General features: G+C 38.1%; 13 protein-coding genes. 5 read left to right on the top strand and 8 right to left on the bottom strand.

Translation table 11 applies throughout. The annotated features are described in order from the left end of the window. Nucleotides 1–28: 28 nt before the first annotated feature. A complete protein-coding gene (locus MUS1_RS06680; protein ID WP_036160401.1) occupies nt 29–901 on the top strand; it encodes an MYG1 family protein in 873 nt (290 codons plus the stop codon). A gap of 121 nt (nt 902–1,022) precedes the next feature. On the opposite strand, the gene MUS1_RS06675 is transcribed toward MUS1_RS06680, so the two are convergent. The 4 genes from MUS1_RS06675 to MUS1_RS06660 form a co-directional block, all read right to left on the bottom strand. Beyond that, entirely contained in the window at nt 1,023–1,889 is an 867-nt protein-coding gene (locus MUS1_RS06675) for an SDR family oxidoreductase (protein ID WP_051436146.1), read from the bottom strand. Between the two features lie 374 nt (nt 1,890–2,263). Beyond that, a complete protein-coding gene (locus MUS1_RS06670; protein ID WP_036160400.1) occupies nt 2,264–3,169 on the bottom strand; it encodes a DMT family transporter in 906 nt (301 codons plus the stop codon). Nucleotides 3,170–3,469: 300 nt separating this feature from the next. Beyond that, nucleotides 3,470–3,778, bottom strand: a complete 309-nt coding sequence (locus tag MUS1_RS06665) for a type II toxin-antitoxin system RelE/ParE family toxin (RefSeq protein WP_036160399.1) — start codon at nt 3,776–3,778, stop codon at nt 3,470–3,472. Next, entirely contained in the window at nt 3,759–4,007 is a 249-nt protein-coding gene (locus MUS1_RS06660) for a CopG family ribbon-helix-helix protein (RefSeq protein WP_036160397.1), read from the bottom strand. Before MUS1_RS06660 ends, MUS1_RS06665 begins: the two co-directional genes overlap by 20 nt. A 723-nt stretch (nt 4,008–4,730) precedes the next feature. Between MUS1_RS06660 and MUS1_RS06655 the strand changes: the two genes are divergently transcribed. Next, the gene (locus MUS1_RS06655) at nt 4,731–6,623 is read left to right on the top strand and encodes an NACHT domain-containing protein (RefSeq protein ID WP_036160395.1); all 1,893 of its coding nucleotides are present in this window, start codon (nt 4,731–4,733) and stop codon (nt 6,621–6,623) included. 238 nt (nt 6,624–6,861) lie between these two features. Here the strand turns inward: MUS1_RS06655 and MUS1_RS06650 are convergent, their stop codons facing one another. From MUS1_RS06650 to MUS1_RS06640, 3 genes are all read right to left on the bottom strand, one after another. After that, on the bottom strand, nt 6,862–8,343 hold the full coding sequence (locus MUS1_RS06650; protein WP_036160393.1) for a carboxypeptidase M32: 1,482 nt from the start codon (nt 8,341–8,343) through the stop codon (nt 6,862–6,864). Between the two features lie 310 nt (nt 8,344–8,653). Then, nucleotides 8,654–9,181 carry an NUDIX hydrolase gene (locus MUS1_RS06645; RefSeq protein WP_036160391.1) on the bottom strand — a complete coding sequence of 176 codons (528 nt, stop codon included), beginning with the start codon at nt 9,179–9,181 and terminating at the stop codon, nt 8,654–8,656. Nucleotides 9,182–9,362: 181 nt separating this feature from the next. Beyond that, nucleotides 9,363–10,268 (bottom strand): LysR family transcriptional regulator, encoded by a 906-nt coding sequence (locus MUS1_RS06640; RefSeq protein WP_036160388.1) that lies wholly within the window; start codon nt 10,266–10,268, stop codon nt 9,363–9,365. Between the two features lie 123 nt (nt 10,269–10,391). On the opposite strand from MUS1_RS06640, the gene dld reads away from it, so the two are divergent. Continuing rightward, nucleotides 10,392–12,122, top strand: a complete 1,731-nt coding sequence (gene dld, locus MUS1_RS06635; protein ID WP_036160385.1) for a D-lactate dehydrogenase — start codon at nt 10,392–10,394, stop codon at nt 12,120–12,122. A gap of 340 nt (nt 12,123–12,462) precedes the next feature. Here the strand turns inward: dld and MUS1_RS06630 are convergent, their stop codons facing one another. Beyond that, nucleotides 12,463–12,927, bottom strand: a complete 465-nt coding sequence (locus MUS1_RS06630; RefSeq protein ID WP_036160382.1) for a hypothetical protein — start codon at nt 12,925–12,927, stop codon at nt 12,463–12,465. Between the two features lie 440 nt (nt 12,928–13,367). On the opposite strand from MUS1_RS06630, the gene MUS1_RS06625 reads away from it, so the two are divergent. Together MUS1_RS06625 and MUS1_RS06620 are read left to right on the top strand one after the other, a co-directional pair. Next, a complete protein-coding gene (locus MUS1_RS06625) occupies nt 13,368–13,808 on the top strand; it encodes a helix-turn-helix domain-containing protein (protein ID WP_036160380.1) in 441 nt (146 codons plus the stop codon). Nucleotides 13,809–14,279: 471 nt separating this feature from the next. Then, nucleotides 14,280–16,442, top strand: a complete 2,163-nt coding sequence (locus tag MUS1_RS06620; protein WP_036160377.1) for an ATP-dependent nuclease — start codon at nt 14,280–14,282, stop codon at nt 16,440–16,442. Nucleotides 16,443–16,444 lie beyond the last annotated feature (2 nt).

Below are 16,444 nucleotides of genomic sequence, written 5' to 3'. Positions count from 1 at the left end.
AAATGATATCAACAAAAGAGACTATAGAATGACTGAACAAGTTAAAGTAATCGCAACGCACAATGGCAACTTTCACGCAGACGATGTTTTTGCGGTAGCAGCACTTAAACACATTTTCCCATCGGTAGAATTAATACGCACACGTGACTTAGATGTCATCGCCAAAGCGGACATAGTGTTAGACGTAGGCGGAATATACGACGCAGAAACAGACCGTTTCGATCATCACCAAAAAGGTGGCGCAGGCGCACGAGAAAACGGCATTCCATTTTCATCCTTTGGATTGATCTGGCAAAAGTACGGTGTAGAAATCTGCTCAGGCAATCAAGAAGTCGCTAATTCATTAGACAAGAATTTAGTATCCACTATCGACGCAATAGATTGTGGACACGTAGAAGGCGTACAAACTGGCATCAGCCTGAGCCAAACCATCTCAATGTTTAACCCAACATGGCAGGAAGAGAGCGATTTTGATGCCTGTTTTGATGAAGCCGTTTCTTATGCATCACGCCTATTAACTCGATTCATTGCTGCGGCAAGTGGTGGTGTAAACGCAAAAACCATCGTCGCCAACGCCATAGAAAACGCCGCTGATCCAAGAGTGATCGTATTGGAACAATACACACCTTGGAAAACCACTGTGCTTAGATTATCGCAAGACGCCTTGTTCATGATTTACCCGTCGCAAGGAAAGTGGCGCATCCAAACCGTGCCGGTTGAGCTAGGTTCATTTGAAGACCGCAAAAAACTCCCCGCGCCGTGGGCTGGATTGTCTGATAAAGAACTACAAGACGTAACAGGATTAGACGATGCCACCTTCTGCCACAACGGCTTGTTTATCGCAGGCTGCGCGTCGTTTGAAAACACAATGAAAATGGCACAAATGGCGTTGGATTATTAAAGATTTGAAATGAAAAAGACCGATTTGATTACCCAACTATTGGGGATAACGTCATTATGTCGGTCTTTTTTATTTGGCAGATTTAGAAGTATGCTTGTTCAACATAGAGACAAACAAGTATTCATTCTAGACCAGTACAGGCTGCAGATACTTGCCAAAACTTCTTTTTTATATCGATTTTTTCCGCTCGTTTATGTGGATTAATCTGTTTTTTCTTATAAAAATATTTTCCTGACACACCCTCTACTTCAGGCGATGAGCAAAGATAAATAGACGTACTCGCACCCTGCTCTGGTTTTTTCAGATTTTTAATTATCCGCCGCCTAATCATCCCAACAATCCCTTTCGAATCAGGCCATATATTGCTTGCCACTCCCCCTGGGTGTAACGCATTAACAGTTACTTTATGATCACTTAAACGCTCAGCTAACTCTTGAGTGAAATAGATGTTCGCTAACTTTGAATCAGCGTAAGTGATAAGCCCACGATAAGGTCGTCGCTCTTTAATCGTATTCCCGGAAAATTTAATATTACCTTTCGCATGAGCTTTAGAAGAAACATTAACAACACGTGCGCCAGGGGTACTTATAAGCGTATCTAACAAAAGGTTCGTTAATAGAAAAGGCCCCAAATGATTAACACCCATTGTCAATTCGAAACCATCAACTGTTTTTTGCTTATCAAGACAAACAACCCCTGCATTATTGAGCAAAACATCTAGGCGTCTGTGTTTTTGATTAAACTGATTAACAAAGTTTCGAATAGATTCAAAGCACGCTAAATCTAAGGGTATGAAGGACAGTTGAGCATTTGGATTCAACGCCTTTATTTCTTTCATGACATCGAATACCGACTTTTCATTACCGTAGGCGGTCTCCCTGCACGCCATGACAACATGAGCCCCCATTTTACACAGTTCAATTGCTGAATGTTTTCCAATCCCAGAATTTGAACCGGTAACAATGACAGTTTTATTCAACATCAGCATATTAAACTTTTTCCTCAAGAATACGCGTTACTTCATACATCCACAGTTCATTAACGCTTATAAAAGAGTGCACTGTAAATTATTACTAATTGATATTAAAAGACTTTATTCCACACTACTAGCAAAACCATACATTCCTTAGAAAACCATCGCACTTAGGTTATCGCAAGACACCTTGTTGATGGTTTACCTGCCCCAAACAAAACAGTTGCGCATACATCATTTGAATATCACCAAAAATTATTCAATACATTGGGTAAACTAGGCATGGAAACCGCCGCAGAGATGCGCAAACGTGTTGCAGAAGAAATCACAACGACCTTTGTAAGCAACTACACACGTAGGTTTTAAGGGGTCAGATCCCTTTAAGGTATCTATCTTGGTTGCTGTATTGAATCAGTAACCCGCTTGCGCGTTAGCGCTATCCCTAAAATTATTAATAGCATTGCTGCTAGGCTGCGCCATTCCATGGCTTCGCCCAAAAGAAGCACGCCAGTAAAATACGCCACGATAGGAATCAGGTAATTAATGTACGAAAGAAACGTCGGGCCTGCCGTGGCGATAACAGCAAACAAGAGAATGGTGCCAAACGCAGTTGGGCCGATACCTAGCCACAACAAGGATAACGTGGCTTTTAAAGAATAACTTTGTTGCCAGGGTAAATCTTGCCACAGCCACAACGGCACAATAACGATACTAGAAATAATCATCATACCAGCCGCTTTGACAACGGGGTTATAGGACGGCAATCGCCTCACCAAAATAGCATTAATTGCATAACTAAACGTAGCAAGTAAGATCAATAGACCACTCAGCAAGTTACTGTGAGCACTGACCAAGGATGGCCAAAGCACAATTACCACGCCAGTAATACCCAATACAAAACCGAAGATCTTAAAGCGATTAAGACTTTCCCCTACCACAAAATAATGTGCCAAAATCATGGTCGCCAGCGGCATAAATGCCATCAACAATCCTGTAATGCCCGAGCTAATATCCTTCTGACCTGTGGAGATCAGAAAAAATGGCAACAAGTTACCCATAATACCCAGCAGCAAAAATACCGCCCAAGCCAACGGCTCCACAGGTAAACGCCAACCCTTGGCATACATAAAGAGCGTTAGAATAATCGCTGCAATCAAGACCCTAAGAGAGACTATCGCTACAGGGCTAAAACTTTCCAGTGAGACAGCGGTAAACATAAATGACGTTCCCCACAGCAGAATGAGTAGCAGCAGAGAAAGCCAGTTTTTAAAAGTAGGTGTGTAGTTTTGTGTCATGTGTTTGACCCAGTTAGCAATATTACCGCATATATAAAGAAAGAGAGTTTAACTGACAAGCTCTCACTATTTTGATTTATTTTGAGTACTGAAAATGAACCGTGAACGAAGACAGATAAAAGTAAGCTCAAACCGATCTATTCCAGCCACTTTAGATAATGCCCTATTCTGTCATAACAGCTTGCTTATCGCAGGCAGTGCCTGTTTGAAAATACCGTAAAAATGACATTGGAGTGTTAGAAACTTAAAGTGAAAGGCTTGGTATGAATGGGTTTTAAAGGTGGGTGGTACTATAAAACATCAGTCCAATGGCCATAATTGAGCATCGTGCATCACTCTTAATATCTGTAATTCGTGTTTCAACGCATCCGTATTTGACTGAGCGATCCGATAAATGACAATGAAAGGAACATTACTAACAACCAATTCTCTTGTACCTTCTAATCGTCCCAAACGCCCTGCTTTCGGATGAATCGGCAACATTAACTCAACAGAATCTAAAATAGTCAGCACCGTCGCCAATGCAATAGAGGCATGCTCTGTTCTACTAATATAATCTTCCACACGATCTAAATCGTCTTGCGCTAAATCAGTCCATTTGATTTGCACGCCTTGCCTCCCATTTAGCTTTTACATCTTCGTGGTTTCTCAAACGTCCAGCATCCGCTGCTTCAATTCCTTTTTGAACATCTTGAATAAAACCGTCTTCTCGCTCTACATACTGCTTTATCGCCTGCGCCATTAACCAAGCTCTAGGTCTATCAATAGCATCCGCCATTTCACCTATTCTGGATAAAGTCTCTTCATCCAATCTCACTGAAGTCGCTTTCAACGCCATACCAACCCTCCGAGGTTCTCTTGAGTTCTATGAGAAGTCATTGTAATCCTGATAAGTCGCACTGTCACTTTTCTAAAATAAGCAATCGAAGGAAAAGTGAAAAAACAAATCCTCAAGTAGAGAATTTAAAAGCTTGGTATGACTGGGTTTTAAGGGTGGGTGGCACCAAATAAAATAGAGAAAGCCAGTTTTTAAAAGTAGATATGTAGTTGTGAGGCATGTGTTTGATCCAATTAGCATTATTACTGGAGAGTTTAACCGACAAGCTCTTACTATTTTGATTTATTTTGATTTATTTTGATTTATTTTGATTTATTTTGATTTATTTTGATTTATTTTGATTTATTTTGATTTATTTTGATTTATTTTGATTACTGAAAATAAACCGTGAAAGGCTTAATATGAATGGATTTTAAGGATCTGAAAGAAATTAACGATGGCATATTAGGTGATTTAGCACCAACGACATTAATTGAAATGAAGGTAATTTATTTTGGTAGGAAGATTAGACAATCGTGGAAAGTAAATTAGTAGAGAAGAAGCTAGTATAATTCTAGTCATTAAATCATGGAGCTAGAGTAAGCTTTAAATTTACTGCCCTGTTATTGTGATGTTTTCTATCACGTTTCTTCTTGTTTAAATAAGTCGTTATATTCTAACCAATTGTTTTCCGCTATAATGTTTAATTTGATATTTAGAATGCATATTAAAAGGATTGAATTGATGGAAGCCGTAACTACAACACTTACAATGGTAGCTCTAAAGCAAACTGTAACGTACCTAACAAAGAAACTCCTTGATACCGTTTGGGATCATGATACAGAAGCAGGAAAAGAACTCTTAAAGCAGTTATCAGAAGATTATACAACACATACTTATGTAGATAAATATGTAAGTCGACAGATGAAAATGCGTACATTGCATAGTGCTGAATCAGATGTTTACCTTGATGAGATATACACTCCGCTAAAACTCAAAATGCAATCTAATGGCGATGAGATCATTGTAACCGATCACACTACATTAACATTCAGTAATATTATTAATATTGTTGGCCTTGCAGGACAAGGAAAAAGTACTATTTTAAGGAAGTTATTTCTTGAAGAAATGAAAAATGGTAAACGGTTTCCTTTTATTATTGAGTTAAGGCGTGTTGAAAACGGTTCTATACTAGACTATTTTAAAGAACAATTAATAGACATTGGGTTATCATTTTCCGATGGAGATGTTGAGTTACTTCTGCAATCTAAAAAAATAGTATTTATGTTAGATGGTTTCGATGAAATTGCATCTATCAATAGACTAAGATTACTCAACGAAATTATTCAATTAAAAACTAGGTTTAATTGTAACGTTATCGTAACAACTAGGCCAGACACTGAAATTTGTAATGAACCTAATATTACAAATTTAAGGGTAATGAACCTAAAAAAAAATGACATCATTGCTATTTTATCTAAATTAGACAAAAAAAACAATTTATCTGAATTACCAGAATTAATAACAAACAACATTCCTTTACAAGAAACTTTGATTACTCCAATTTTAGTTAATTTACTTTACGTGTGTTACCCATATCTAGATATAGTACCAGAAAATATAATTGATTTTTATGACAAATTATTTATAACCCTTTACAGTCGTCATGACAAAATTAAAAACTTTAATCGTGAAAGAAATTCAAAAACATCTTCAATAGACGCAAACAATATATTCAATGCTTTTTCCTTTGATAGCATAAATAAAGGAGCTTTAGATTTCACTGAAGAAAGTTTATACAACCATTTAAAATCAGCCATTAAACTTAACCAGATTTCACTAGAAGATATTGAAAAAATACAAAAAGATTTTATAAATATTACATGTTTAATTCAAAAAGATGGATTTGATAAATATGTATACTTACATAAATCAGTGCAAGAGTTCCATGCTGCTAAATTTATTGCATCTTTACCACATAAGCATAAAGGTAAATTCTATAAAAAATTGGCTGAAGTTGTGGATATAGAAGATAAGTTTGATAATGTTCTTCAATTTTTAAAGAAAATTGACACAGACGATTATAACTCTCTATTGGTAATCGAGTATTTTAATTTAAATAAATTAACTCAATTAGAATATGATAAAAAAAACAAAATAATTGATGATATAATAAGAAAAATTTTAATTTCTAAGAAAATTAATTTTAATATATTTGATGGGGTTTATGATTGTGACACTATGGAAGTTATAGCAAATAAAAACCTACTTTCGACTCTCTCGCTTTTCAAAGAAGGAAGAAGAATGTTTAAATATGAAGCTGAGGAAATTTTTTTTGATCATCTATTTGAAAATGTTAGCATTAATTTGAAACAACAAAAATTTTCCATGAAAAAATTAGAAATTCCAGAATTGATGGCTATTGAGAAGAAAAGTAAAATAAATACAAGAGAGGGCGATTTAGATAATACAATATCTGTTTCTGCATTCGACTATTTACAAGCCTCTGGTGGATATGAAGAATTTTCAAATATAATCAAAACTGAAATAATCCAATTTTATTCTGATATTTATGATCCTATTCACTCAAAATCACAAGAAGTATCAATAATCCTCGATATGGATTTCGATATTTGAATAATTAGAGTCTGAGGGGGGCTCCACGAATTTCACGTTAAAAAACTCGACGCTTCACGTAGTGTACGACCCTTGTAGTAATAATCTCCAGCCTGCTCTCCAAGACGATGATGCTTAAAAGCAGAATGCTATTCATTACCACGCAGGAGCGTGAGAACGAGAACAAAACCAAGAACCCCATCCTGACCTTCCCCTTGCTCTCTATTTTAAAAGGAAAAAGGGGAAGGAACCGTTCGTTTTACAAGTACCGTCCTTCTAAATGCTTTTTAAAGTGCGCGGCATTTAGCGTTTCACCTGTGGCGCGTTTTATCAGTTCATCTGTGGTGTGAAGCGAGGCTTGTGACCAGATGTTGTCGCTGAGCCATTGGAAGATTGGGGTTAGGTCGCCGCTTTTAATGGCGGCATCTATGTCGACAGTTTGTGTCATGGTCGCTTTGTATTGCGCGGCGTACATGGCACCGAGTGTGTAGCTTGGGAAGTAGCCAAAGGCGCCGTCTGTCCAGTGTATATCTTGCATGCAGCCATTTTTAAAGTTGCCTTTGGTTGATATACCAAGGGTGGCTTTCATTTTCTCATCCCAAACTTCTGGTACGTCTGTGTGTTCTATTAAGCCGTTAATTAGGTCACGTTCGATTTCATAACGCAGAATGACGTGCGCTGGGTAAGTCAGTTCGTCGGCGTCGACTCGAATAAAGCCTTTATCTACGCGTGTGTAGAGTTTGTAGAGGTTGTCTTCGGTAAATACAGGGTCTTTGTGTGCGTTAAAGGCGTCTTTTGAAAGACGTAACAAGTGTGTGATGAAGTCTTTGCTACGGCCAATTTGCATCTCAAAGAATAAGGATTGGGATTCATGGATTCCCATAGAGCGCGCTTCACCTACTGGCAAACCAGCAAAGGCTTTCGGTAAACCTTGTTCGTAACGAGCATGACCTGTTTCATGAACGATGCCCATTAGCGCTTGTACAAAGTCGCTTTCATCGTAGCGTGTGGTGATGCGCACATCGGATGGTACGCCACCACAAAATGGATGAACACTTTGGTCTAATCGGCCATGGTCGAAATCGAATTTCAATAACTTCATGATGTCTAACCCAAGCGACTTTTGAGCGGCGGTTGGGTAAATGCCAGATGGCATGATGATGGATTCAGTTTGTTGTTTTGCGAGCGCTTTCTCAATCAGCTCTGGTAGCCATGTTTTTACGTCTGAAAAAAGCACATCAAGCGACACAGTCGTGGTGTCCGGTTCGAATTTGTCGAGCATGGCGTCGTAAGGTGTGAGGCCTAATATGTCACTTCTGATTTGAGCCTCTTCGCGAGATAGGGTTACCACTTCTTTCCAATTTTTCTCGAATCCTGTCCAGTCGTTTTCTTGGCGTTGTGTTCGCCATGCGTGCTCGCATTTAGAACCCGCTTTAGATTGTGCTTGCACTAATTCTTCTGGCAAAAGCGTGGCTTGCAGCCATTGGCGTTTCATTTCTCGTAAGCTGGCTGTTTGCTCTGTGGTTAGGGTTTCGTTTTCGGCATTATTGAACCACTCGCTAAGTTGTGGCTGAGTCGATAAGCGATGTACATGAACCGACAATTCCGCCATGGCGTTTGAGCGAGCTTCGTTACCACCAGCAGGCATATTCGCAGCGGCGTCCCAACCGAGCATAGCCTGGGCATGATTAAAGTGATTGATAGTTTGGTAATGGGAAATAAGTTGATCGTAATTTGACATAATCTAATGCTCTTCTTGTTCGAGACGGCTTCTTTTAAAGCGTAATTACTGTCATCTTATTACATCGGTCTGCATTGGAACAGACCAGCAGAGTTGCTCTGAGGAACCTAGGAATACACAAGCCGACGACTCGTATATCGTATGCCTATTGTTAAACAAGTTCATACGCCTTGCTTAGTGATTGTTGATTGGATTAATACTTACCGAATTAAAGTGGATCAGAACCCTTAAATATCCTATGACAATATACGTCACAATATAAATTGTTTTTAAGGATTCTGATTCTTAAAAAGCAGCCAAAACTCTTGAGTCATTTCAAAGCCACTAACAACTCATCCCTAATCAGAAACAACAAAAAGGTTTCTCGTTCAATCGACATGCCTTTTTTATCACTATTTTTAATCGTATCTAGATTGTGCTTAATCGCATCATGGACATTTATCCAAACAGCTTTCATGCCATTTTTGACTTCGTAATCTTCTAGGCTCGTCTCACCTAATTCTTCATCAATATCGCAGGTATAGCAGTAAGACTTCATTTGGACAATATCGAAATCTTCCTTGTGCCAAGGGCGAAATTCTTCATACATACCGAAGGCTTCAACATTACGAATATTCTGCGCACCCGTCTCCTCTGTTAACTCACGGATTAAACCCTCAACCTGATTCTCACCTTCATCAACTCCACCACCCGGTAAGGTGTAATCATCGTAACGCTGTGTATACAACATCAAGACTTTCTCACCACGCAGAATAATCCCACGTGCCGCAAGGCGCAGAAAACTAGATTGATCGAGAGACGACAGACTTGGGTGAACAGAGGATTTTAAAAGGCGCATAGGTAAGGAGCTTTGGTTGGGTGGCGTGAATGATAGTGGTTAGGGAGAAGGAGAGCAAACTAGGATGGTTCTATCATCAGAGCATAGGGCCAGAATAAGCTCTAATTTTAACTTAACTCTAATTCCCACTATTAGACGCTTCCTTAATAAATTAATTTGTTCAATTTTGGCAACAATCAACCTAACTAAAATAACTTTTATTTTGCTGTAACGCGTTACGGAAGTGTTCAATCAGCAAGGTTAATTTTTTATCGACTAAACGCGTATTGGGGTAAACAGCATATATGCCCAATTTTTTATTGGCGAATTCATCAAGAGAAGTAACCAATTCACCGGATTTTAATTCATTAAAAATAAGGGCTCTAGGCAGATAAGCAACACCAAAATCGCTCATTGCCGCTTGCTTAATACTGTCTAAATTATCCGCTTGAAAACGTCCTGTAACATGACAATTTAAATCCGTATTTTCAACCTGAAAACTCCAAGGATCTGGCTTTTTACCTGAGTATTTATAAAGTAAACAGTGGTGTTTCATCAGATCGTCTGGGTGTTGCGGGGCTCCATGAATATGAAGATATTCGGGCGTTGCGCAGACACACCATTGTGAATCGACTAAGCGCCTTGCGACTAAAGAAGAATCACCTAAATCCGCCGTACGAATGGCTAGGTCAAAGCCTTCATCTAAAATATTAGACAGTCTATTAGTGACATTTAGTTCTAATTCAATACCAGGGTATTGCTCACAAAACTCTACCGCAGCACGATTAAGTACAAGGTTTGCCGTTACCACAGGCATAGTAATCCGTATCTTACCTCGCACATCACTACTAAAACCTGCTACCACATCCTTGGCATCTTGTACTGCTAACTGTGCAATTTTGGCTTTTTTATAAAGTGCTTGCCCAGCTTCTGTTAAACTGAGCTTTCGCGTTGTTCGATAGAGTAATTGTACATTGAGGTCCTTTTCTAATCGTGTAATTCGCTTACTGACAACCGACATAGTTATGCGTAATTTTTCAGACACACGAGAGAAAGAAGCCTCTTCTACCACATGAACAAACAGCAAGATGTCATCTGCCTTTACCATGAGTTTATCAGCCTTATTATGTCAAAAAAGGAAAGAATGAAATTGTTTTTGACTATATATTAACCTTCGTTGAAGTTATAGAGTTCAGTGTAAAAATAATGACTTAGCTTTCGGAGAGAGAAAATGTCCCAGCACCCCGCAGTCGCAGAATTCCAAAAAATACTATCAAACGAATATGTTGAAACCAATGAAAGTCGTACCGAACATTATCGTTCCGGGTGGCGTTCTGGCAAAGGCTCTGCACTGACTGTCCTTTTCCCTCAAAACTTAGTGGACTATTGGCGCGTATTAGAAGTCTGCATTGCGCATGACTGCATAGTGATAATGCAAGCCGCTAAAACAGGGTTAACGGAAGGGTCTACTCCGAGTGGTGACAATTATGATCGTGACGTTGTTGTTATCAATACACTTGCAATGAATCAACTCGTTATGTTGGGTAAAGGTGAGCAGGTACTGGGCTTTCCTGGTACGACCTTACACACGCTTGAGAAAACTCTAAAACCTTTATCACGCTCGCCACATTCGGTCATTGGCTCTTCTAACCTTGGTGCGACTATTGTTGGTGGTGTTGCGAACAATTCTGGAGGTGCCTTAATAAAACGAGGACCTGCCTATACTGAATTAGCACTCTTTGCTCAGGTTAATGAGAAGGGAGAACTTAATCTCGTTAATCATCTAGGCATTGATTTAGGCGAATCCCCAGAAGAAATTTTACAAAATTTGGAACATGGTAATTTCGACCATTCCTATGTTGACACCTATTCCGATGAAAGTGGCAAAGCCGGCTCTGGTAAACAGGCCAGCGCAAGAAATTATCAAGATCTATTGCGTGATGTTGATGCGGATACTCCAAGTCGTTTTAATGCCGATCCATCGCGCTTATATGAAGCCAGTGGTTGCGCCGGTAAACTCGCTGTTTTCGCGGTTAGACTCGATAGTTTTCCAGTGGCCAAAAAGGAAAAAACGTTTTATATAGGAACAAATAACGCATCTGCTTTGACACAATTAAGACGCAGAATTTTGTCAGAATGCACTAACTTGCCTGAAGTCGGTGAATACATTCATCGCGATATTTTTGATGTCGCACAAAAATACGGCAAAGATACATTCTTAAGCGTGAAGTATTTAGGCACAGACCGAATGCCTAAGCTGTTTGCAGTGAAGGGTAAGATTGATGCGATATTAAAGAAAATTTCGTTCCTACCCGATTCTCCTACCGATCGAATTATGCAATTTGTAGCTAAATTGTTCCCAGAACACTTACCTAAGCGTTTGTTGCAGTATAGAAAAGACTACGAACATTACCTTATTTTAAAAGTGAGTGATGACGGAATAGCAGAAGCAGAGCAAATCATTCCTGAATTTTTTGCGGATAAAGACAATGGTGCATACTTCGAATGTACAGGTGAAGAAGCGAGTGGCGCTTTTTTACTTCGTTTTGCTGCTGCAGGCGCCGCAATGCGTTATGAATTGATCCATCAAAAAGAGGTTGGAGAGTTGATCGCATTGGACATTGCGCTACGTCGAAACGAGTTTGATTGGGTTGAGCAACTTCCAGCTTCATTACAAGATAAAATCGATAAACCTTTGTACTACGGTCACTTCTTCTGTCATGTATTCCATCAAGACTACGTTCTAAAGAAAGGTGTTAACGCAAAAGAAGTAAAAGCAGAAATGCTAAAAATTCTAGATGATCGTGGCGCTAAATACCCAGCGGAACACAACGTGGGACATTTGTATAAAGCAGAAGATGCCTTAGTACAATTTTATAAAAAGCTCGATCCTACCAACACCTTTAACCCAGGCATTGGTAAAATGGAAAAAACCAAACGCAATTGCTCTTGCTGCTTATAAAGCGGTATAGGATATGTACCTTTAAAGCCTAGATCGAGCGCTATTCTTAGTAAGAAGAATAGCGCTTTTTAGGAGTGCTTTAATTTTCCATGTTTTTTTTCTGCTAATGTGCGCATAGAATGCCAAGAAAAAAAGCATGTCAGCAATATAATAAAAGCAGTTAAAAGCAAAAAAACGGGACTTAATTAAAATACAAAAACAATTCCATAATATAGCGAATAACACATACTATTTTTCAAAGAAAAATAATATTAATACGGTAATAAAAACAAATAAAAACACAATCGAATATAAATGATAATGATTAAATAAATGAAATTTAAAAAAAGTCTATTCGGAGTTAATACTGACCTTTTCCAATGGCTGGTGATCCGGATACAGCCTCGTATAACTCAAGGTCTTTATCGCCAGCTTTAATGACCTTTTGCTGAACATATTTAGCAACACCTGGCGGCAACCCTTCTGCATACTTCACAATACAAAGCTTCTTCACCATATCGTCTTTTGATGTTTGCCCGTTTTGCAACAATCCACGAACCATAATCAACTCATTTGCAGTGGTATTAAACGTCAGCGAAAACTCACCATAAGGCGACTTAAAGTAGTATGTCCCCTTCTCGACGTCAGGTGTATTCGTATAGACAGAGGAAGGTTGGAATTGACTTAAGTCATTCAAATCGTCGCCACAAAGCATGCCATGAATAATGATGTCTTTGTCTTTATCGATATAAATATCTTTATAACCATCAACCGCTATTACTGAAAAACTAGTTGCCAGAAGCAATATCCCTATAATTTTTTTCATTACATTCTCTATTTAATGTTTAAAAAATTTAATGGAATCACCTCCATCTAACTTTCATTACGTATTCACCTTTACTAAGGTGAAAGGCAACAATGTTAAAGCAAGCAACCCAGCCAATCTTATAATATATAGTTTGTTTTTAACCTAAGACACACTATTTCACATTAACTTAAAATTCAACAATAGATTTGTTACAAAGAAATTTACACTCGTATTTTCAGAATAACTCCTCCTAAAATAAAGATGAAAAAAATGCAGATTGGATTTTAGCTCAACAATTACTCTGGCATGGAAATAATCAGCTCATCACAAATCAAACCCTCAAGCAGATTAAGGCATGGCCGCAGGATCAATCATTGAGCTTACTCTCGCAATTAAAAATCATTGTAATAATCTAAGCACAATACTGATAACAGTTTGGGTTCATTAGGAGCAAAATCATGTACCACTACATTGAGTGTGGATTACAAAATGTTTATCTAAAAAATGGCTTCACCGTTGAGCGAATAGATAACGAGGAATACACCAGCATTGATGATATGAACAACCTTCATTCGGCCATTGCACAAGTAATAGCGGACAGCCGCACGGCATTACGCCCTGCTGAGTTTAAGTTTTTACGAGTAGAGTTAAATCTATCTCAAAAAATGCTGTCGCATCGTTTTGGCGTGTCAGAGCAAACCATCGCTCGATATGAAAAAGGTAAATCAGAAATCCCACGCACAACCGACGCAGCACTGCGCTCTTTGTACATGGAGAAACTAGAAAAAAATAGCTCAGTAGGATTCTTTCTCGACCTACTTTCTGACACAGAAGCAAAACAAGCAGCAAGGGAAATACTACTAGAAGAAACAGGAAACCATTGGGCTGTGACGGTTTAGATTTTAAATCGTATGAATTAAAAAGCTATTTCGAGACGAGAGATAATCATCCAGCAAATCATCAACTTCTGTAGTCTAAATACTGTCCATGTTTTTATCAGAATGACCCAAACTAGCAAGCAGCCCCTCAATGACTTACACTCTTTCATCTAAGCTGAGTTTTAAGGCTTGCTTAAAAAACGTATTTGATTGATCAGCCATATCCGTTCTCCAGAAAATCTATATCTCATTCTCACACAGGAACGTGGAAATGAGAAACTCTGAAATCAACGACACTGACCCCTTGAATATACTCTGCCTCCGATTATTCATAATTGACCAATAAACACACATAGAAACATGGTGTCTAAAGTGCTTTCAGAGTAATGTGGAATGATTGTCAGGGATTGATGTAAGGGAAGATGGAGTTTTTATTACATTGCCTTTCTTATAATCCTTGTTGATGAACTCCATCTATTAAGGGTTTCTTATATGAAAATCACCTCTTTTATTCTTAAAAATTATCGACGATTAGTCGATGTAACTTTAGTACTTGATGACAAAAAAACAGTTCTTGTAGGTGCTAATAATAGCGGAAAAACTTCCTGTATTAGCGCTCTACATACATTTCTTAAAAGCCCAGATAACCTTAAAATTCGAGATATATCTAAACAAAATTGGAAAGAAATCCAAAATCTAGGTAAAAAAACTGAATCAGAATTTCCGACTAGCGAAGAAATGCATGAGCGGGCTGATGATCTAGCTAAATTATTACCAAGCTTAGATATTGATATCACTGCAGATGTAAGTGATGCGTATAAAGTTCGTGATATTTTACCTGATTTAGAATGGAGAGGCGGTACTCTATCTGTTCGTATAGCCTATGAAGCTGTAGATATATCCAAACTCTTTCGCGATTTCATCGATGCAAAAAATGTAGTGTCAGGACATAACGCTAAGGTCAATTTATGGCCAAAAGATTTATGTGATTACTTAGAGAAAGGCCAGAATTTAAGTAAATATATTAGACAAAAGCACTATATTTTAAGTAGAAAACAGGCGCCTAATGCAAGTGACATTTTACAACCTTTAAAATCTGATGCGTTAAAAAAGTTAATTCGAGTAGACGTTATATCCGAACAAAGAGGATTAGGAGCTGAAGATAATACAGAGCAAAAAGGACCGTATTCAGAAAAACAGCGACTCAACAAATTACTTCGAGAATATTACGATCGTATTTTGAATCCTGAAGATTTCCCTGAGGAGAAAGATCTTAAGGTACTAGGGCAACAACAAGAGCTGGAGGAGGGATTCACTAATAGATTGAATGAGCAATTCAAAGATCCTTTCGAGGAGCTGAAAAATATGGGGTATCCGGGTATTGGCGGTAACCCAACGGTTGAAATTGCTGCAAAGATTAGTGGAACAGATGCTTTGCAAAAATCGTCCTCTGTTAGATATAGGTTTGATAAAGATGAAGAAGAGTTTCTTCCAGAGAGTTATTTAGGATTAGGTTATCAGAACCTTATATACCTGACATTCAGACTTCTTGAATTTCGCGATAAATGGATGCGCGTTGGAAAATCAGCCTTAATAGAAGGAAAGCTTGAAGAGATGATAGAACCTATTCATTTAGTTTTACTTGAAGAGCCAGAAGTAAATCTACATGCTCAAGTGCAGCAGGTATTTGTATCTAAAGCTTATAGTACACTACGAAACCATCCCAACTTGTGTGATAAGAGTACAAAAATAGATAAACCTGATTATCAGACTCAGCTTCTGATTAGCACTCACTCTAGTCATATTATAAACAATATCGATTTCAAAGATTTACGTTACTTTAAACGTAATAATGCTAATGAAAGCATATTGATGGATCATACATTCATTGCCAATATGTCAGAGCTTTTTTCTAAGCCGAAAGAGGCACTTCTGTTTGTTAGAAAGCATTTAAAATTGACTCATTGTGATATTTTCTTTGCTGATGGCATTATTTTTGTCGAAGGGCAAGCGGAGCGTCTTCTTGTCCCTGAGTTTATTACTCAAAACTTCTCTGGATTGACTAATAAATATATATCTATGTTGGAGGTAAGTGGAGCCCATACTCATAAGTATAAAGAATTGGTAGAAAAACTTGGTATTGTCACTTTAGTTATGACAGATATTGACTCTGTTAATAGTGATAAGAAGTCTTGTGCACCTGAGAGAGGAGTTGAGCAGAAAAGTAATAATGATACCTTGAAGAAATGGCATCCAAAGAAAGAGTTATTAGAAGATTTAGTCGATTTGGCAGAAAGTGGACATGCAACAATAAGCGAAGGTGCTCTACTTTACATTGCTTATCAAAAACCAATGGAAGTTTTAGGTAAAGAGGTTTTATCTCGAACATTTGAAGACGCTTTAATTTTAGCAAATTTTGAAAATGAATATTTCCAAAGGAAGGCAAAGATTAAAGAAGCCAAAGCTGATTTTGAAAAGAATGGTGAACCATTATCAAAGTCGCTCTATCAATATGTACAAGGCTTAAAGAAAGGTGACTTTGCTTTTGATTGTCTTTTTTACCTAGCGGACAATACAAATAATAAACTTACACCTCCTGAGTATATGAGAGATGGTCTTAAGTGGTTAGAAACTCAATTATCACCAAAAGTTTAGGG

The sequence above is a fragment of the Marinomonas ushuaiensis DSM 15871 genome (assembly GCF_000521805.1).
Classification (GTDB): Bacteria; Pseudomonadota; Gammaproteobacteria; order Pseudomonadales; family Marinomonadaceae; genus Marinomonas; species Marinomonas ushuaiensis.
Note: the sequence above shows the minus strand (reverse complement) of the source record. Positions and strands in the feature narration are given on the sequence as shown.